At 73.4% G+C, this 17,904-nt stretch carries 15 protein-coding genes and 1 pseudogene; 3 read left to right on the forward strand and 13 right to left on the reverse strand.

What is annotated here, in order from left to right:
• Positions 1-10: 10 nt before the first annotated feature.
• From ACFYW1_RS37315 to rimP, 9 genes are all read right to left on the reverse strand, one after another.
• The gene (locus tag ACFYW1_RS37315) at positions 11-964 is read right to left on the reverse strand and encodes a bifunctional riboflavin kinase/FAD synthetase (protein ID WP_389003982.1); all 954 of its coding nucleotides are present in this window, start codon (positions 962-964) and stop codon (positions 11-13) included.
• Positions 965-1,007: 43 nt separating this feature from the next.
• The gene (locus ACFYW1_RS37320) at positions 1,008-4,793 is read right to left on the reverse strand and encodes a trypsin-like peptidase domain-containing protein (RefSeq protein ID WP_389003984.1); all 3,786 of its coding nucleotides are present in this window, start codon (positions 4,791-4,793) and stop codon (positions 1,008-1,010) included.
• A 242-nt stretch (positions 4,794-5,035) separates the two neighbouring features.
• On the reverse strand, positions 5,036-5,932 hold the full coding sequence (gene truB, locus ACFYW1_RS37325) for a tRNA pseudouridine(55) synthase TruB (protein ID WP_389003986.1): 897 nt from the start codon (positions 5,930-5,932) through the stop codon (positions 5,036-5,038).
• A complete protein-coding gene (gene rbfA, locus ACFYW1_RS37330; protein ID WP_389003988.1) occupies positions 5,929-6,381 on the reverse strand; it encodes a 30S ribosome-binding factor RbfA in 453 nt (150 codons plus the stop codon). Before rbfA ends, truB begins: the two co-directional genes overlap by 4 nt.
• Positions 6,382-6,400: 19 nt before the next feature.
• Positions 6,401-6,697, reverse strand: a complete 297-nt coding sequence (locus ACFYW1_RS37335) for a DUF503 domain-containing protein (RefSeq protein WP_148839675.1) — start codon at positions 6,695-6,697, stop codon at positions 6,401-6,403.
• Between the two features lie 168 nt (positions 6,698-6,865).
• Complete coding sequence (infB, locus tag ACFYW1_RS37340; protein WP_389003990.1) at positions 6,866-9,919, reverse strand: translation initiation factor IF-2; 3,054 nt, start codon at positions 9,917-9,919, stop codon at positions 6,866-6,868.
• A gap of 147 nt (positions 9,920-10,066) precedes the next feature.
• Positions 10,067-10,345, reverse strand: a complete 279-nt coding sequence (locus ACFYW1_RS37345) for a YlxR family protein (RefSeq protein WP_187438866.1) — start codon at positions 10,343-10,345, stop codon at positions 10,067-10,069.
• A 209-nt stretch (positions 10,346-10,554) separates the two neighbouring features.
• Positions 10,555-11,595, reverse strand: coding sequence for a transcription termination factor NusA (gene nusA / locus ACFYW1_RS37350; protein ID WP_148839672.1), 1,041 nt, complete (start codon positions 11,593-11,595; stop codon positions 10,555-10,557).
• 2 nt (positions 11,596-11,597) lie between these two features.
• A complete protein-coding gene (gene rimP, locus ACFYW1_RS37355; RefSeq protein ID WP_389003993.1) occupies positions 11,598-12,095 on the reverse strand; it encodes a ribosome maturation factor RimP in 498 nt (165 codons plus the stop codon).
• A gap of 173 nt (positions 12,096-12,268) precedes the next feature.
• On the opposite strand from rimP, the gene ACFYW1_RS37360 reads away from it, so the two are divergent.
• From ACFYW1_RS37360 to ACFYW1_RS37370, 3 genes are all read left to right on the forward strand, one after another.
• A complete protein-coding gene (locus ACFYW1_RS37360) occupies positions 12,269-12,796 on the forward strand; it encodes a hypothetical protein (RefSeq protein ID WP_389003995.1) in 528 nt (175 codons plus the stop codon).
• Positions 12,793-13,278: a ferritin-like domain-containing protein gene (locus ACFYW1_RS37365; RefSeq protein ID WP_389003997.1), complete on the forward strand. Its 486-nt coding sequence runs from the start codon at positions 12,793-12,795 to the stop codon at positions 13,276-13,278. Before ACFYW1_RS37360 ends, ACFYW1_RS37365 begins: the two co-directional genes overlap by 4 nt.
• Before the next feature lie 68 nt (positions 13,279-13,346).
• Positions 13,347-14,252: an aminoglycoside phosphotransferase family protein gene (locus ACFYW1_RS37370; protein WP_389003999.1), complete on the forward strand. Its 906-nt coding sequence runs from the start codon at positions 13,347-13,349 to the stop codon at positions 14,250-14,252.
• 64 nt (positions 14,253-14,316) lie between these two features.
• On the opposite strand, the gene ACFYW1_RS37375 is transcribed toward ACFYW1_RS37370, so the two are convergent.
• The 4 genes and pseudogenes from ACFYW1_RS37375 to ACFYW1_RS37390 all read right to left on the reverse strand — a co-directional run.
• A complete protein-coding gene (locus ACFYW1_RS37375; protein WP_389004001.1) occupies positions 14,317-16,017 on the reverse strand; it encodes a proline--tRNA ligase in 1,701 nt (566 codons plus the stop codon).
• An 80-nt stretch (positions 16,018-16,097) separates the two neighbouring features.
• Positions 16,098-16,667, reverse strand: a complete 570-nt coding sequence (locus ACFYW1_RS37380) for a GNAT family N-acetyltransferase (RefSeq protein WP_389004003.1) — start codon at positions 16,665-16,667, stop codon at positions 16,098-16,100.
• A 52-nt stretch (positions 16,668-16,719) separates the two neighbouring features.
• Positions 16,720-17,565, reverse strand: coding sequence for a GNAT family N-acetyltransferase (locus tag ACFYW1_RS37385; protein ID WP_356933229.1), 846 nt, complete (start codon positions 17,563-17,565; stop codon positions 16,720-16,722).
• Positions 17,566-17,755: 190 nt separating this feature from the next.
• A pseudogene (locus tag ACFYW1_RS37390) lies at positions 17,756-17,904 on the reverse strand (4-hydroxy-3-methylbut-2-en-1-yl diphosphate synthase); the annotation flags it as partial.

Raw genomic sequence — 17,904 nt, forward strand, 5'->3', positions numbered from 1 at the left:
CCGGGAGGGGTCAGCCCCGCTCGTACGCGGCGACCAATTCGGAGCACCGCTTCACATCGGCGGCCATCGCCACGAGCAGGTCGTCGACCGAGTCGAACCTCAGCATCCCGCGCACGTACGCGAGGAAGTCCACCGCGACGTGCAGCCCGTACAGGTCGAGGCCGACGCGGTCGATCGCGTACGCCTCCACCGTCCGCTCCGTGGCGTCGAACTGCAGGTTCGTGCCGACCGAGATCGCGGCGGGCATCGCCTCGCCCGCCACGTTCAGCCAGCCCGCGTAGACGCCGTCGGCGGGGATCGCGGTGTGCGGCAGGGTCTCCACGTTGGCCGTGGGGAAGCCGAGCTCGCGGCCGCGCTGGGCCCCGCGCACGACGACGCCCTCGACCCGGTGCGGACGGCCCAGGATCTCGGCGGCGCCCGCGACGTCGCCCTCGGCGATCAGCCGCCGGGTGAGGGTGGAGGAGAACGGCTCGCCGCCGCCCGCCTCGCCGCTCACGTACAGGTCGATGACCTCGACGCGGTAGTCGTAGGTCGCCCCGAACTCGGCGAGCAGTTCGACGTTCCCGGCCGCCCGGTGGCCGAAGCGGAAGTTCGGGCCCTCGATGACCAGCTGTGCGTGCAGCTTGTCTACGAGCACCTTCACGATGAAGTCGGCCGGGGCCAGCTTCGAGAACTCGGTGGTGAACGGCAGGATCAGCATCGCGTCCACCCCCAGCTCCGCCATCAGGTCGGCGCGCCGGTGGTGCGGGGCGAGCAGCGGCGGGTGGCTGCCGGGCCGCACGACCTCGCTGGGGTGCGGGTCGAAGGTCACCACGACCGACGGCACGCCCAGCTCGCGGGCGCGCTCCACGGCACGCCCGATGATCAGCTGGTGTCCGCGGTGCACCCCGTCATAGGAGCCGATGGTGACGACGCTGCGTCCCCAGTCCTGGGGGATGTCCTCCAAGCCACGCCAGCGCTGCACTCTGACCGCTCCTCGCCCGAACCTGTGTACGTGGATATGCCTCTTACGCAGGTCTAAGACTGCCATGCTCACGCCCTGCGGCCTGCATCGGCATCGCCTTGGGGCCGCCCAGCTCCCGAACCGTCCGTCGGGCGTCCGGGCCGATGAGCGGTGTCCATTCCTGCGGCGCACCGGTCAGCCACTCGGTGACCAGAGCCGCGAATCCCGGCACGTCACGGGCGAGTTCGACCAGCAGGCGGTCGAAGCGGTCCGCGCCGTCGGGGGTGCGGAGCAGCAGCGTTGCGGTGCGGTGGACCAGGGCGCGGGTACGGGCCGGAGCGCGTCCTCCGGAGCCGGTCGCCGCGGCCCGCAGCAGTGCGTCGAGCACGTCCGGGTCCCGCCGGGTGTCCTGTTCGAAGTCGAGCAGAATCTCCAGGAGCTCCCCCCGCAGCTGTGCGGAGGCCGGGCTGCCGGGCGCGGCGAACACCCCGGCGAGCGCCCCGCGCACCGGCGGCGGGACGGGGCGGTCCCGCAGCAGTCCGGTCACCAGCGGCAGCAGCAGGGCGCGGGCGGCGGGCCCGCGCTCCAGCCTCCGGTGGATGTACGAGGCGGCGTGCACGGCGTCGTCCGGGTGGCTCTCGACGTAGGCGCGCACGAGCCCGGCGGTGTGCAGGGCCAGTGCGGGGGCGTCGATCGCGGCCAGTGCGCACAGCACCTCGCCCGCGCCCTCGTCCGGCCGGGTCAGCCGCTCCCGGAGCGCGGCGAGCACCGGCTCCGGGTGGGTCGGCAGTGCCTCGGCCAGCACGTCCGGGGACAGCCGCGGCTCGCCCCCGACGAAGGCCCGCAGGGCCTGCGGGAGGCAGCCGTCCCGGCTCTGCGGGTCCCGTACGAGGAGGGCGAGCGCGGCCCCGTGCAGGGCGGCGTCGCCGGGGCGGGCCAGCAGGGCGCGGGCGGCCCCGCGCAGCAGCTCGCGGTCGGTGTCGAGGAGGGCGTGGGGTGCGACGACCGCCGCGTACGTGGCGGCGGCGGTGCGCCGGGCGGGCCGGTCCCCGTCGTGGGCCCAGCGGTGGACGGCCCGGCACAGCGCGGCCGGCTCGTCCTCGGCCAGCGCGGTGAGCAGTTCCCCGGCCCGGGGGTGGTGGGCCGCGACGAGCGCGTCGGTCAGGTCGTCGACGGCCAGGTCCCGGTGGGTGTGGAGCAGCGCCTGCGCGGCGGTGGCCACGGTCGGCCGCATCGTGTCCCCGTCCCCGGCGGGGAGCGGGCGCTCGTCGGTGAACCAGCCGCAGAGCAGGGGCTGCACGGTCCGGGGCCGGGCGGCGAGCCGCCGGGCCACGGCGTCCAGGAACCGCTCGCCGCCGTCGCCGCAGGGCGGCCCGTCGGCGGGGACCAGGCGCCGGAACAGGTCCATCCGGTCCGCCTCGGGCAGCGTCAGCCGCCGCCAGAACCACGGGCCGAACTCGGCGTACGTGCCGGGGCCCGACGGTCCGCCCGGCGCGGCGCCGCGCACGACCCGGCCGGCGAGCAGCCGCAGCACCCCGAGGTACGGCCGGGCGTCGGGCACCTGGATCAGGGTCTCGGCGAGCAGGCGGACGGCCCACCACCGGGCGTCGCGGCACGGGCCGTCCTCCTCCCCGCCGGAGGTGGTGGTGCCGGCGTCCGCCCGTCCCGGGTGCCCCGGTCCGGGCAGCAGCCGGTCCAGGGCCTCGATGAGATCGGCCAGCTGGTGGGAGAGGGCCACGGGGCCCTGTCGACGGCCCAGCCGGAGCATGGCCTGGACGACCGGACCGATCCGGTGGCGCGGCACGGGCAGGGTGCGCGGGCCCGACGGGGCGCCGGGGGCGCGGGACCCCGCCCCGGAGTCCGTTTCCGCGTCCGGTGCGGGGGCCATGCCGGGCCCGTCGCCCGGCCGGGCCGGGCCGGTGCTCCGGCCGCTTCCCGCGGGCCGCCTCGGCTGCGGCACCCGGCGGACCGCGGCTTTCCCGTCAGCCGGGCCCGCCGCACCCGTGTCCGTCGCTTCCGGTGCCCCGTCGTCCGGCTCCTTCCGCGCGTGCCACCGGTGGACGAGCGCGTGCAGCGCCGCTTCCACGTCCAGATGGGCGCTCTGGACCCAGTCCCCCAGCTCCTCGTGCGCGAAGCGGTAACCGGCCCCCGCCGGAACGAGCAGGCCCTCGGTGAGAACGGCCGACGCCCAGCCGGGACGCCAGGGGAAGACCTCCTCGAACGCCGCCCGGTCCAGCTCCCCCTGCCCCGGGCCCAGACAGCGCCGTGCCGCCTCGTGCACCTGCCCCGCCACCCGGGCGGCCAGCCTGCGGACCGCGCCGCCGCCCGGCGCCCGGCCCGAGGCGGCCGCGATACGGACCGCGACGCGCAGGCACATCAGGTCCAGGTGGGCGCCGAACACCTCCTCGGTGTCGGGCTGCCCGGCGACTTCTCCGGGCATGGCGGCGCGCACCTCCGCGAGGAGGCGCAGGGTGAGCGGGTGCCGGTCGTGCCCGGGGGCCAGCGCACCGGGCGGGATGGCGTACCGCTGCCGGGCCTGTTCGGCCTGGTCCGCGGTGAGGTCGCCCAGCCGGATCGCGGACGGCAGCCGTCCGGCCGGGCGGGCGGGGCGGTGCAGAGCGCCGGGCGGGCAGAGCGCGCCGGCCGTCTCCCAGTACTCGGGGCGGCAGGCGATCACCAGCCGCGCGCCGTTCGTCCGCAGCCAGTCGACGGTGGCGGCGGTCCACCGGGCCGTCTCCTGGGCCAGCGCGGGAGGCATCTCCTCGGGGCCGTCCAGCAGCACGAGCAGCGGGATTCCGGACTCCCTGGCCAGCCGGGCCACCCGCTCGGGGGTGGCGGTGGTCATGTCGCCCCGGGCCCCGGCGGCGGTGACGATCCGGCCGGCCCTGCCCAGCGCGCGGGTGACGGCGTCGGCGACCGAGGTGTCCTCGGCCAGCAGATCGGCGCCGCGCAGCCAGAGGGTGGGCGCGGGGACCGGGCCGCGTGCCCGGCGGGCGGTGAGCGCCGTCAGTTCGGTGGTGCGTCCGGTGCCCGGCGCCCCGACCAGGCCGAGGACGACGGCGGTGCCGCCCGCCGCGGACGAGACCCCGGCCGGACCCGCGAAGGCCCTGAACTCCGCGCTGACGTCCGGACGCTCGACCGGATCGGGCCCGGTGCCCGGACCGCCCGCCGAACCGAGCGAGGTCGCCGTCAGGTGCAGGGCGCCCGCGAGGTTCAGGTCGTGTCCGTAGCCGGGGACGCTCGTCGCGTTGCGCCGCAGCAGTACGTCGAGCGGGCCCTCGGTGCCGGTGTCCCGCAGCGGCACGGCGAGTCCGGCGGCGGGGTGCTCCGCCCGCAGCGCGGTGCCCAGTACGGCGATGACCGCGCCGCTCTCCGGATCGAGGACGGGGCCGCCCACGGCCGCGCCGCGCAGTTGCAGCGCGTCCCTGCCGTTCGTGCCGAGCGCCAGCTCCAGTGCCGCGCCGATCCGGTGGCGGCGGCCGCGCGCGGTGTACGTCGCGGGGGTGGTGCCGAGCACCCGTGCCTCGCGCCAGCCGTGGGCGGCGATCGTGACGTACGTCCCGGTGTCGATCCGTTCCCGCAGGGTGATCGGCACCGGCTCCACGCCCAGCGCCCCGGGCCCCGGGGTGTGCAGCAGGGCGAGACCGAGCTCGGGCAGCGCGGTGATGTCGTCGGCCCCGAGGGTGCGGCTGCGGCCGTCCGCTCCGTGCAGGACCGGCCGGTCGAGGCCGTCGACGGCCTCGTGGCTGGTCAGTACCGTGCCCCGGTCGTCCGCGACGAATCCGGTCCCCCGCGGCCGACCGGCCTGATCGCAGATACGTACCAGCGCTGCCCGGTCCCCGCTTCCCATGGTCGGAACGTTAGGACCGATGATCGGCACGTGTACCACTCGGAGCAAAAGCGCCCCCTGATGCACCCCCGTTTCACTCCGAGCGCCTGCTCGTTGGGGTGAATTACCGGCGTCCGGTGGACAGGGATCGTTGGGGAACCGTGGAGCGGGCGTGGGGTCGTCCCGCCCGCTCCACGACGATTCCGTCCCGGGCCGCCGTCCGGAGCCTGCCGGACGGCCCCCGGAAGTCGTCCCACCGGCTCTCAGGCGAAGACGGCGAGGCTCTTCGCCTTGCCCTTCTGCTCCTCGACGAGGACCAGGAACCGCCCGTCGGGCCCGAAGACCCCGACCGGTCCCGGCGGGAAGGACGGCATGTCCAGCCGTACGCCGTTCAGCAGCAGCCTGGCGCGCTTCTCGTCCACGTCCCAGCGGGGGAACGCTGCTGCGGCGGCCTCGGCCACCGGCATCACGGTCAGCTCCTCCTGGTGCTGGTCGAGCGTCCGCGCCGCGTCGAGGCCGTAGGGTCCCACCCGGGTGCGCCGCAGCGCGGTCAGGTGGCCGCCGACGCCGAGCCCCGCACCGAGGTCCCGGGCGATGGCGCGGATGTACGTGCCCGAGGAGCAGACGACCGAGACGACCAGGTCCACGACCGGCGTCCCGTCCTCGGCGACCTCGTGGCGGACGTCGTAGACGTTGAAGGACGAGATCGTCACCGGGCGGGCCGGGATCTCGAACTCCTCGCCGCCCCGCACCCGTGCGTAGGACCGTTTGCCGTCGATCTTGATGGCGCTGACCTTGGACGGCACCTGCATGATCGCGCCGGTCAGGGCCGCGACACCCGCGTCGATGCCCTCCCGGGTCACCCCGGACGCGTCGGTGGACGAGGTGATCTCGCCCTCCGCGTCGTCCGTGATGGTGTTCTGCCCGAGCCTGATCGTGCCGAGGTACTCCTTCTCGGTCAGCGCGAGGTGACCGAGCAGTTTGGTGGCCTTCTGGACACCGAGCACGAGCACGCCGGTCGCCATCGGGTCCAGCGTGCCGGCGTGCCCGACCCGGCGGGTCCGGGCGATGCCGCGCATCTTGGCGACGACGTCGTGCGAAGTGAAGCCGGACGGCTTGTCGACGATGACAAGGCCGTCCGGCGTGTTCTGCGATGTCATTCGGAGGCGGTGTCCTCGTCGTTCGCGTCCTCCGACTTGCGGTACGGGTCGGCTCCGCCGGCGTACGTGGCGCCCGAGGACGCCTCGCGCACCCGCGCGTCCGAGGCCCGCGCCCGGTCGAGGAGGTCCTCGATCGCCTTGGCGTTCTCCGGAAGGGCGTCCGCCACGAAGGCCAGGGTGGGGGTGAACTTCGTCCCCGCCGCCGCCCCGACCGCCGAACGCAGGATGCCCTTGGCGCTCTCCAGACCCGCGGCGGCGCTCGCCCGCTCCTCGTCGTCGCCGTAGACCGTGTAGAAGACCGTGGCCTCCCGCAGGTCACCGGTGACCCGGGTGTCCGTGATGGTCACGTGCGTACCCAGACGCGGGTCCTTGATACCGCGCTGCAGTTTCTCGGCGACCACCTCCTGGATGAGGTCCGCCAGCTTCTTAGCCCGCGCGTTGTCGGCCACTGGTCCGTCTCCCTCTTGCTCAATCGTCTTCGTCGCTGTGGACCCGCCGTCGTACGGACAGCAGTTCCACTTCCGGCCGGGCGGCCACCAGCCGCTCGCACCGGTCCAGAACATCTGTGAGGTGTCCGGTGTCCCCGGAGACCACGGCAAGGCCGATCTCGGCCCTGCGATGGAGATCCTGACCGCCGGTCTCCGCCGCGCTCACCGCGAATTTTCGTTGGAGTTCGGCGACGATCGGACGGACGACGGAGCGCTTCTCCTTCAACGACCGTACGTCGCCGAGAAGCAGATCGAAGGACAGTGTCCCCACATACATGAATGTCCGGATGTCCCGCCGGTTCGGGTTCGTGTCCTGCCAGCGCTTGGCAGGAACACGAGAACCGTACACGGAACGGCCGGGGCCGATCGACGGAAATACGCCCCGTCGACCGGCCCCGACTGTGGAAGAGAGGTCCGGGGGTGTGCCCCCCGGATTCCCCGCGGATCAGCCTCGCGGCTTCTCGCGCATCTCGTACGTCGCGATGACGTCGTCGATCTTGATGTCGTTGAAGTTTCCGAGGTTGATACCGCCCTCGAAGCCTTCGCGGATCTCGGTGACGTCGTCCTTGAAGCGGCGCAGACCGGAGATGTTGAGGTTCTCCGCGATGACCTTGCCATCGCGCAGCAGGCGCGCCTTGGTGTTGCGCTTGACCTCGCCGGAGCGGACCAGCACACCGGCGATGTTGCCCAGCTTGGACGAGCGGAAGATCTCGCGGATCTCCGCCGTGCCGAGCTCGACCTCTTCGTACTCCGGCTTGAGCATGCCCTTGAGGGCCGCTTCGATCTCTTCGATCGCCTGGTAGATGACCGAGTAGTACCGGACGTCCACGCCCTCGCGCTCGGCCATCTGCTCGGCACGCCCTGCGGCGCGCACGTTGAAGCCGATCACGATGGCGTCGGAGCCGGTCGCCAGGTTGATGTCCGACTCGGTGACCGCACCCACACCGCGGTGCAGGACCCGGATGTCGACCTCTTCGCCGACGTCGAGCTGGAGCAGCGAGGACTCGAGAGCCTCCACCGAACCGGACGCGTCGCCCTTGATGATGAGGTTGAGTTCCTGGACCAGACCGGCCTTGAGCGCCTCGTCCAGGTTCTCCAGGGAGAACCGGACACCCTTGCGGGCGAAGTTGGCGTTGCGCTCACGGGCGGCACGCTTCTCGGCGATCTGACGGGCCGTACGGTCCTCGTCGACCACCAGGAAGTTGTCGCCGGCACCCGGGACGTTGGTGAGACCCAGGACCAGGACGGGGGTCGAGGGACCCGCTTCCTGGACGTTGTTGCCGTTGTCGTCGAGCATCGCCCGGACACGGCCGTACGCGTCGCCGACGACCATCGTGTCGCCGATGCGCAGCGTTCCGCGCTGGACGAGGACGGTCGAGACGGCACCGCGGCCGCGGTCGAGGTGGGACTCGATCGCGATGCCCTGCGCGTCCTGCTCCGGGTTGGCCCGCAGGTCGAGCGAGGCGTCGGCGGTGAGGACGACGGCCTCCAGCAGCTGGTCGATGTGCAGACCCTGCTTGGCGGAGATGTCGACGAACATCGTGTCGCCGCCGTACTCCTCGGCCACCAGCCCGAACTCGGTGAGCTGACCGCGCACCTTGGTCGGGTCGGCACCCTCGACGTCGATCTTGTTGACCGCGACCACGATCGGCACCTCGGCCGCCTTGGCGTGGTTCAGCGCCTCGATCGTCTGGGGCATCACACCGTCGTTGGCCGCGACCACGAGGATCGCGATGTCGGTGGACTTCGCACCACGTGCACGCATGGCGGTGAACGCCTCGTGACCCGGGGTGTCGATGAAGGTGATGCGGCGGTCCTCGCCGTTGACCTCGGCGGAGACCTGGTAGGCACCGATGTGCTGGGTGATGCCGCCGGCCTCGCCCGCGACGACGTTCGTCTTGCGGATCGCGTCCAGCAGTCGGGTCTTTCCGTGGTCGACGTGACCCATGACGGTCACGACCGGCGGACGGGAGACCAGGGCCTCTTCGCCGCCCTCGTCCTCGCCGAACTCGATGTCGAAGGACTCGAGCAGCTCGCGGTCCTCCTCCTCCGGGCTGACGATCTCGAGGACGTAGTTCATCTCGTCGGCGAGCAGCCTGAGCGTGTCGTCGGAGACGGACTGCGTGGCCGTGACCATCTCGCCGAGGTTCATCATCACGGCGACGAGCGACGCCGGGTTGGCGTTGATCTTCTCCGCGAAGTCGGTGAGGGAGGCACCGCGCGACAGACGGACGGACTGTCCGTTGCCGCGAGGCAGCATGACGCCGCCCACCGACGGGGCCTGCATGGCCTCGTACTCCTGGCGCCTCTGCCGCTTCGACTTGCGGCCACGACGGGCCGGACCGCCGGGACGGCCGAACGCGCCCTGCGTGCCACCACGGCCGCCGGGGCCGCCGGGACGACCACCGAAGCCGGGACGGCCGCCGAAGCCACCGCCGCCGCCACCGGGACGACCCGCACCGCCGCCACCGCCACCGGGACGGCCGGCGAAACCGCCGCCACCGCCGCCGGGACCGGCCGGACGACCCGCGAAGCCGCCGCCGGGACGACCCGCGCCGCCCGGACGACCGCCGCCGCCACCGGGACCACGGCCGCCGGGGCCGGGACGCGGACCCGCGGCGGGACGCTGCGGCATCATGCCCGGGTTCGGACGGTTGCCACCGGGGGCACCGCCCGGACGGGGAGCCTGCGGACGCGGCATGCCGCCGGGGGTCGGACGGGGACCGCCCTGGCCCTGCGGACGCGGCGCGCCACCGGGACCGCCCTGCGGACGCGGGGCACCCGGACGCTCCTGACCGCCACCGGGACGCGGGGCGCCACCGGGACGCGGCGCCTGCGGACGGGCCATGCCCGTCGAGCCGCCGGAGGTGAAGGGGTTGTTGCCCGGCCGGGGGCCGGACGGACGGGCGCCGGGGCGCGGCGCGCCCTGACCCGCGGGACGCGCGGGACGGTCGCCACCGCGGCCGCCGTCGCGCTGACCGCCGTCACGCTGACCGCCGGCCGGAGCCGGACGGGCGGGACGGGGGCCGGGGGTGGCGCCGGTGGGACGCGGGGCCTGCTGCGGGGCCGGGGCCGGAGCCGAGAACTCGGCAGCGGGCACCGGGGTCACCGGAGCGGGCTTGGGCGCGGGCCGCGGGCCCGGACGCGGGCCCGAGGCCGGCGCGGAAGGCGCTGCGGGGGTGCTGCTCGCCGGGGCCGCAGGGGCCGGCTTGGGAGCCGGGGCGCCGGGCTTGGGGGCAGCAGGACGTGCCGCGGCGGCCGGAGAGGGCGCCGCGGGCTTCGCGGGCGCCGCCTTGCGGGGCGCGCCAGGCTTGGCAGCGGGCTTGCCGGCGTTGCCGCCGGGCCCCTGCAGTGCGTCAGTCAACTTGCGTACAACCGGCGCCTCGATCGTCGAGGACGCCGAACGGACGAATTCACCGAGTTCTTGGAGCTTGGCCATGACGACCTTGCTCTCGACGCCGAACTCCTTGGCGAGTTCGTATACCCGGACCTTAGCCACTTCGCTCCTTTTAGGTCCGGGTTACCGCCGGACCGTCGCTACTTCATGGGCGTACTCATCGCGTACTCATCGAGTGCTCATCGCAATCTCGACCTACTTCCAACTCGCGAGGTACCTGACCGCACGGGGTCCCGTGCCGTTCATTTCTTACGGTGTCGCCCGCTCGACGAACCGCTGCAGCGCGGCGGGGTCGAACGGCCCCTTGGCCTTGAAGGCCCGGGGGAAGGCCCGGCGGCGAACCGCCAGGTCCAAACATGCGGGGACGGGGTGTACATAGGCACCCCGGCCGGGCAGCGTACCGCGCGGATCGGGAACGCAGGCGTTCCCTTCCACGACGATGCGCAGCAGTTCGCTCTTGGCCGCCCGCTCCCGGCATCCCACACAGGTTCGCTCAGGGCAAGCGCGGGCATGCGTCCGGCCAGACACGGCTAAGTCTACCTCCCCGCACCGACCTCACCCCTTTGGGGCAAAAATCGAACGGATGTTGTCGTGATCTCAGCGGCATGGCCCCGAGATTTATTCCCGGCACCGCGCGACCTGCGCCGGACGCCCCTTCGGGAAGCGGGCGCCCGGTGTCCCGCGCGGGTCCGTCCTTCCGGTGGGCGTCCGGCCGGAACCGGCCGCCCGGCCGGTTCTCAGCGCCGCTCGGACCGCTCGCGGGCGCGCTCCGCGCGCTCCCGGTCGGCGACGTCGCGCTCGGCGTCGGTCTCGGTGTCCGGGCGGATGTCGATGCGCCAGCCGGTGAGGCGGGCGGCGAGGCGGGCGTTCTGCCCCTCCTTGCCGATCGCGAGCGACAGCTGGTAGTCCGGAACGGTGACGCGGGCGGACCGTGCGCCGAGATCCACGACCTCGACCTGGCTCACCCGTGCGGGTGACAGTGCGTTGGCGACCATCTCGGCCGGGTCGTCCGACCAGTCCACGATGTCGATCTTCTCGCCGTGCAGCTCGGCCATCACGTTGCGCACCCGGCCGCCCATCGGGCCGATGCAGGCGCCCTTGGCGTTCAGTCCGGAGCGGGTCGAGCGGACCGCGATCTTGGTGCGGTGGCCGGCCTCGCGGGCGATGGCGCAGATCTCGACGGAACCGTCGGCGATCTCCGGGACCTCCAGCGCGAAGAGCTTCTTCACGAGGTTGGGGTGGGTCCGCGACAGGGTCACGGACGGACCGCGCACGCCCTTGGCAACCCGCACCACGTACGTGCGCAGCCGCAGGCCGTGGGTGTACTCCTCGCCCGGCACCTGCTCCTGCACCGGCAGGATGGCCTCCAGCTTGCCGATGTCGACCAGGACGTTCTTGGGGTCCTTGCCCTGCTGGACGACGCCGGTGACGACATCGCCCTCGTGGCCCGCGTACTCGCCGAACGTCCGGTCGTCCTCGGCGTCGCGCAGCCGCTGCAGGATGACCTGCTTGGCCGTGGTCGCGGCGATCCGGCCGAAGCCGGACGGGGTGTCGTCGAACTCCTTGGGCTCCTGCCCCGGCTCCAGGTCGGCCGGGTCCTCCTTCGCCCACACCGTCACGTGGCCGCGCTCGTCGAGCTCCACCCGCGCGCGGCGGTGGCTTCCGTCGGTACGGTGGTAGGCGATGAGGAGGGCCGACTCGATCGCCTCGACGAGCACGTCGAAGGGGATCTCCTTGTCCTGTGCCAAGCCCTTCAAGAGCTTCACGTCGATGTCCACGGCTACGCCTCCTCTTCCTTCTTGTCCTTGCGGCTGAATTCGATCTCCACGCGCGCCTTGGCGATCTCGTCGAAGGCGACCCGGCGGGAGGTGGGTTTGCGGCCCTTGACGCCCGGCACCTCCAGGTCGAGCCCCTCCTCGTCCACCGCGAGGATGCGGGCCACCAGCTCGCCGCCCTCGTGCAGGTGCAGCTTGGCCAGGCGGCCCGTGGCGCGTACGTAGTGGCGGTGCTCCGTCAGCGGACGGTCGGCACCGGGGGAACTGACTTCGAGGACGTACTCGCCGTCGCCCATCGCGTCGGTCTCGTCGAGCTTCTCGGAGATCGCGCGGCTCAGCTCGGCGCAGGCGTCCAGCTCCACGCCCTCGTCGGAATCCACGATGATCCGCAGCACGCGGCGGCGGCCGGCCCGGGAAACCTCGATCTCCTCGAGATCCAGCTGCTCGGCGCTGACGAGCGGTTCGAGCAGTCCGCGCAGCCTCTCGCTCTGGGTGGTGCTCATCCGGGTGACTCCTCGGCCGCGTGTGCTGTTGTGGGATCTCGCGTGTCAGGTCAAAGGGTATCCGGTCCTGAGGGGTGTTGCCGTCCGTCCTCCCCTTCGCCGCGGGTACGCTCGCCTGCGGTGATCACTTCAGGACAGATCCAGTCAAGACAGGTCCAGCCCGAAGGAGAAAAGTGCGGCGCACCGGGACGACGCGCAGGGGTGCGCTCACCGCGACGGGAGCGATCGCCCTGGGGGCGGTGCTGGCCGGCTGCGGCGACGGCTCCGGGCGCTCCAGGGAATCCGAGCGGGACGGGGCCCCGACCGCGGCCGAACGGGTCTCCGCGGCACGGGCCGAGAAGAGGATCCGGGCGGACGCCGCGCGCGGCAGCACGGAGCTGCTCGCCCATTACGAGCAGGTGATCAAGGCCCATCCGGCCACCGCCGCCGCGCTCTCGCCGCTGCGGGACGCCGTCCGGGCCCACGCCGGGGCGCTGGCGCCCGGGGGCGGGCGGGTGCTCACGTCCTCGCGCTCGCGCGCGAGCGGGGCGAAGGCCGCCGTCGCGGAACTGGCCGCGGCGGAGCGCCGCACTTCCGACGCGCATCTGGCGGCCCTCCTGGAGGCCCCGCCGGAGCTGGCCCGGCTGCTGGCCTCGACGGCGGCGGCCGGTGCGGCCCACGCCTATCTGCTGACCGAACTGGCCAAGGAGACCTCGTCATGAGCACCGCGGACCTGAAGGCCGCGCAGGCGGCCCTGGCCGCCGAACACGCGGCGGTGTACGGGTACGGGGTGGTCGGCGCCCGGGTCGAGCGGGAGCGCCGGGCCGAGGCCCGGTCGGCCCACCACGCGCACCGGGCCCGGCGCGACGCGCTGGCCCGTACCGTGCGCGATCTGGGCGGCGAGCCGGTGGCGGCGCGGGCCGCGTACGCCCTGCCGTTCACGGTCGCGGACCCGGCCGCGGCGGTGCGGCTGGCGGCCCTGCTGGAGGACCGGGTCGCGAACGTGTACTCCGACCTGGTGCGGGCCGCCGGGGGGCCGCTCAGGCGGGAGGCCGCCGACGCGCTGCGGGAGGCCGCGGTGCGCGCGGTCCGCTGGCGGGGCAGCGGCGTACCCTTTCCCGGTCTCGCCGAGCGGGCCGCCGGGAAGACCGCGGCGGCGGGGGCCGGTGCGCGGAGCGCCGACGGGGACGCCCCGGCGCGCTGAGGGAGCCGCGACACGGGGCACCGAGGCACCGAGGCACCGAGGCAATTCTGAAAGGGAACACAGCACGTATGGGTTTCGAACCGCCGCAGCGTCTGGTGCGAGCGCTGGGCGAGTCGTGCGGGGACGCGGCCGCCGCCGACTGGCTCGCCCGGCTTCCCGCACTGATCGAGGAGGCGCTGTCCGCCACCGGCCGGCGGGTGACCGTGGAGCGGGTCGCCGCCCCGGGGGGCCGCAGCAGTCTGGTGCTGCTGGTGACGTGCTCCGACGGCACCCCGGCCGCGCTGAAGCTCGCCCCGGCCGGGGCCGCGCCCGGGCCGGAGCGGGCGGCGCTGGCCCACTGGAACGGCTGGGGCGCGGTGCGGCTGCTCGGCGACGGGCCCGGCGCGCTCCTGCTGGAGCGGCTGCACCCCGAGGTGTCGCTGCGCTCGCTGCCCGAGGCCAAGGCGCTGCTGGAGGCGGCGGGCACGGTGCGCAGGCTGTGGGTCGAGCCGCCGGCCGGGCACGGCTTCGAGACGGTCGCCGAGCGGACCGGTCGCCGGGTCGGGCCGATGCGCGCCGCCGCGGCCGCCGATCCCGCCCTGGAGCCGCTGGTCTCCGCGGCGCTCGCGGCGCGTGCGGAGCTGGTCGCCCACTCCCCCGAACTCCTGCTGCTGCACGGCAACTTCCGCCAGAGCAAGGTGCTCGCCGGGGAGCGGGCTCCCTGGCTGACGGTCGGCCCCGAGCCGCTGGTCGGTGAGCGGGCCTACGATCTGGCGCGTCTGGTGCGCGACCGGGTCGAGGACCTGATCGCGTCTCCCGGCGGTGCGGTGACGGCCCGGCGGCGGGTCCGGAAGCTCGCCGACTCGCTGGACGTGGACCAGGAGCGGCTGCACGGCTGGACGCTGTTTCGCGCGGTGGAGTCGGGGACCCGGGCGATGGCCGTGGGCCGCCGCCAGGAGGGCGAGCTGACGCTGGAGTTCGCGAGCTGGCTGTGACCCGGCCGGGGAAGCACGAGGAGGCCCCCGCGCGGCGCGCGGGGGCCTCCTGCCGTGTTCCGGATCAGCCCTGGGCGGTGAGGCGGGCGATCGCCTCGTCGACCGTGAGCTCCTCGCGCTCGCCGGTGCGGCGGTCCTTGAGCTCCAGGACGCCCTCGGCCGAGCGGCGGCCGGCGACCAGGATCTTCGGGACGCCGATCAGTTCGGCGTCGGTGAACTTCACGCCGGGCGAGACGCCCGCGCGGTCGTCGACCATGACCCGCACGCCCGCGGCGCCGAGCCGCTCGGCGACGTCGAGGGCCAGCTCCGTCTGGAGCGCCTTGCCGGCCGCGACGACGTGGACGTCGGCCGGGGCGATCTCGCGGGGCCAGCACAGCCCCTGCTCGTCGGCGGTCTGCTCGGCGAGCGCGGCGACGGCGCGGGAGACGCCGATGCCGTAGGAGCCCATGGTGACCCGGACCGGCTTGCCGTTCTGGCCGAGCACGTCGAGCTGGAAGGTGTCCGCGTACTTGCGGCCCAGCTGGAAGATGTGGCCGATCTCGATGGCGCGGTCCAGCCTGAGGCCGGTGCCGCACTTGGGGCAGGGGTCGCCCGCCTCGACGACGACGACGTCGAGGTAGTCGTCGACCTCGAAGTCGCGGCCGGCCACGACGTTCTTCGCGTGCACGCCGTCCTTGTTGGCGCCGGTGATCCAGGCGGTGCCGGGGGCGACGCGCGGGTCGGCGATGTAGCGGACCTTGTCCAGACCCTGCGGGCCGACGTAGCCGCGCACCAGGTCGGGGCGGCCCTCGAAGTCCTCCGCGGTGACCAGTTCGACGACGGCGGGCGCCAGGTGCTCGCCCAGCTTGCCGAGGTCCACCTCGCGGTCGCCGGGCACGCCCACCGCGACGATCTCGCCGTCGATCTTGACCAGCAGGTTCTTCAGGGTCGCGGAGGCGGGGACGCCCAGGTGCGCGGCGAGGGTCTCGATGGTCGGGGTGTCGGGGGTGTCCAGCTCCTCGACGGGGCCGTGCGCGGAGCCGTCCGCCGCGGCGGCCTCGAAGGTCACCGCCTCGGTGTTGGCGGCGTAGTCGCAGGCGGGGCAGTCGACGAAGGTGTCCTCACCGGCCGGGGCGGGGGCCAGGAACTCCTCGGAGGCCGAGCCGCCCATGGCGCCGGAGACGGCGGAGACGATGCGGTAGTCGAGGCCGAGCCGCTCGAAGATCCGGATGTAGGCGGCGCGGTGCTGCCCGTACGCCTCGGCCAGCCCCTCGTCCGTGGTGTCGAAGGAGTACGAGTCCTTCATCTGGAACTCGCGGCCGCGCAGCACACCGGCGCGCGGGCGGGCCTCGTCGCGGTACTTGGTCTGGATCTGGTAGAGGATCACGGGCAGGTCCTTGTAGGACGTGATCTGATCCTTGACGACCTGGGTGAAGATCTCCTCGTGGGTGGGGCCGAGGAGGTACTCGGCGCCCTTGCGGTCCCGGAGCCGGAAGAGCAGGTCGCCGTACTCGTCGTAGCGGCCGCTGGCCTCGTACGCCTCCTTGGGCAGCAGCGCGGGCAGCAGGACCTCCTGGCCGCCGATGGCGTCCATCTCCTCGCGCACGACGCGGGTGATGTTCTCCAGGACCTTCTTGCCCAGCGGCAGCCAGGTCCAGATGCCGGCCGCGGTGCGACGCACGTATCCGGCCCGGACGAGCAGCTTGTGGTTGAGCGTCTCGGCGTCCGCCGGGTCGTCGCGCAGTGTCTTGATCATCAATCGGGACATGCGCTGGACCTGGGCCATGGTGAACTCCTGCTAGGAAGGGTGATGTGCAGGAGGTTAGCCGGGCAGCACGGGTGGGCGGAAATCCATTGGCTCCGGCGTCAGTGCGCGCGGCGCAGCGGGAGCGGGGCTCCCATCACCGCGTACGGCTTGGGAGCGCTGGGAAAGAGCACCCGCCGGGCCAGGTCCTGGTAGCCGAGACTGCGGTACAGACCGCGTGCCGGGCTCTCCGTGTCGATCGCGGAGAGGATGGACCGGGGCTGGTCGACGGCGTCCGTGATGGTGGTGATCAGCGTGCGGCCGATGCCGAGGTTCTGGAACTCCGGCAGGACGTGCAGTTCGGTGATGACGAAGGAGTCGTCGAGCCAGTGCGCGGAGCCGGTGGCGCGGAGGTAGGGCTCGACGACGGTGGACCACCACTGGCCGCGCTCGTTGGGCATGCCGTAGACGAAGCCGACGAGCCGGTCGCCGGGGGTGGTGGCGCCGAGGGCGCGGGCCCGGGGGTGGTCGAGGTGTCTGAGGACGATGTGGCGTCGTACCTCGACCTCTTCCGGGCTCAGTCCGAAGGCGACGGCCTGCACGGCGAGCGCCTCGTCCACGCGCGCGGCGAGATCGATCGGCCCGATCCGGACGCTGGGAATGCGGGGGGCGCCCCCGGGGACTGCTGCCATGGACCGACCCTACTGGCCCGACGGGACGTGCGGTACGGGACGGCGGGGCCGGTCAGAACAGCACGCTCATGAACGCGCCGGTCTCGCGGAAGCCGACTTTGGCGTACGCGCGGCGGGCGGGGGTGTTGTAGTCGTTCACGTAGAGGCTGACGACGGGGGCGACGTCGGCCAGGGCGTAGCGCAGGACCGCCGCCATACCGGTTTCGGAGAGGCCCTTGCCGCGGTGTTCGGGGGCGACCCAGACACCCTGGATCTGGCAGGCCTGGGGGGTCGCCGCGCCGATCTCCGCCTTGAAGACGACCTTGCCGTCCTCGATCCGGGCGAAGGAGCGTCCGGAGCCGATGAGTTCGGCGACACGTGCCTGGTAGAGGAGTCCGCCGTCGCCCGCGAGCGGGGAGACGCCGACCTCCTCGGTGAACATCGCGACGCAGGCGGGCATCAGGACGTCCATCTCGTCCTTGCGGATGCGGCGGACGAGGGGGTCGGGGGCGACCTCGGCGGAGGGGCTCTCGGTGACCATCAGCGGCTGGTTGGCACGGACCTCGCGGGCCGGTCCCCAGCCGGGTTCGAGCAGCCGCCACAGCTGGGCGGTGGGTTCCGCGGGGCCGACGATGGAGGAGCAGCGGCGGCCGGCCCGGCGGGCCCGGTCGGCGAAGGCCCGGACGGCCTCGGGGCCGGCGCAGATGGGGACGAGGTTGGCGCCCGAGTAGCAGAGCGAGCGCAGCCGTCCGTCGGCGTACCAGCCCCACATCTCGCCGCCCAGGCGCCAGGGATCGAGACCCGCGATCTGGACGCGGGACGTGACGAAGGCGTTGGCGACGGGCTCGCTCTCCAGGACGGCGAGAGCGGCACCGAGGTCGCTGGGTTCGAGGACCCGGGTGGTGGTCTGCGTCAACACGAGGGGGCCTCACCATACGGTCTGCTGATTTCCGCACTGTACCCAAAGAGGCTCATCTGCGCCGCTCGTGCTCGGGATCGGCTTTCCGGGCGCACCGTGAGGTCGCTCACGACGGCGCCCCGCCGGACGGTGGTCGTCCGGCGGGGCGCCGTGGTGTTGTCGTGCGGTCCGGCCGGAGCCGGAGGCCGGTTCAGCTGACGGAGACCTCGGGCTCGCCCGAGGCGACGCCGTCCTTCTCCATCTGCTCGGCGATCTTCAGGGCTTCCTCGATCAGCGTCTCGACGATCTTCGACTCGGGCACGGTCTTGATGACCTCGCCCTTCACGAAGATCTGCCCCT

This window comes from Streptomyces sp. NPDC002669, from assembly GCF_042889165.1.
In the GTDB taxonomy this organism is placed as follows: Bacteria; Actinomycetota; Actinomycetes; order Streptomycetales; family Streptomycetaceae; genus Streptomyces.

What these genes read in the sequence shown, in the direction of transcription:
- ACFYW1_RS37320 (WP_389003984.1), bottom strand. Translation starts at nt 4,793, where the DNA reads ATGGGAAGCGGGGACCGGGCAGCGCTGGTACGTATCTGCGATCAGGCC.
- truB (WP_389003986.1), bottom strand. Translation starts at nt 5,932, where the DNA reads ATGACATCGCAGAACACGCCGGACGGCCTTGTCATCGTCGACAAGCCG.
- ACFYW1_RS37335 (WP_148839675.1), bottom strand. Translation starts at nt 6,697, where the DNA reads ATGTATGTGGGGACACTGTCCTTCGATCTGCTTCTCGGCGACGTACGG.
- rimP (WP_389003993.1), bottom strand. Translation starts at nt 12,095, where the DNA reads ATGAGCACCACCCAGAGCGAGAGGCTGCGCGGACTGCTCGAACCGCTC.
- ACFYW1_RS37365 (WP_389003997.1), top strand. Translation starts at nt 12,793, where the DNA reads ATGAGCACCGCGGACCTGAAGGCCGCGCAGGCGGCCCTGGCCGCCGAA.
- ACFYW1_RS37370 (WP_389003999.1), top strand. Translation starts at nt 13,347, where the DNA reads ATGGGTTTCGAACCGCCGCAGCGTCTGGTGCGAGCGCTGGGCGAGTCG.
- ACFYW1_RS37375 (WP_389004001.1), bottom strand. Translation starts at nt 16,017, where the DNA reads ATGGCCCAGGTCCAGCGCATGTCCCGATTGATGATCAAGACACTGCGC.
- ACFYW1_RS37380 (WP_389004003.1), bottom strand. Translation starts at nt 16,667, where the DNA reads ATGGCAGCAGTCCCCGGGGGCGCCCCCCGCATTCCCAGCGTCCGGATC.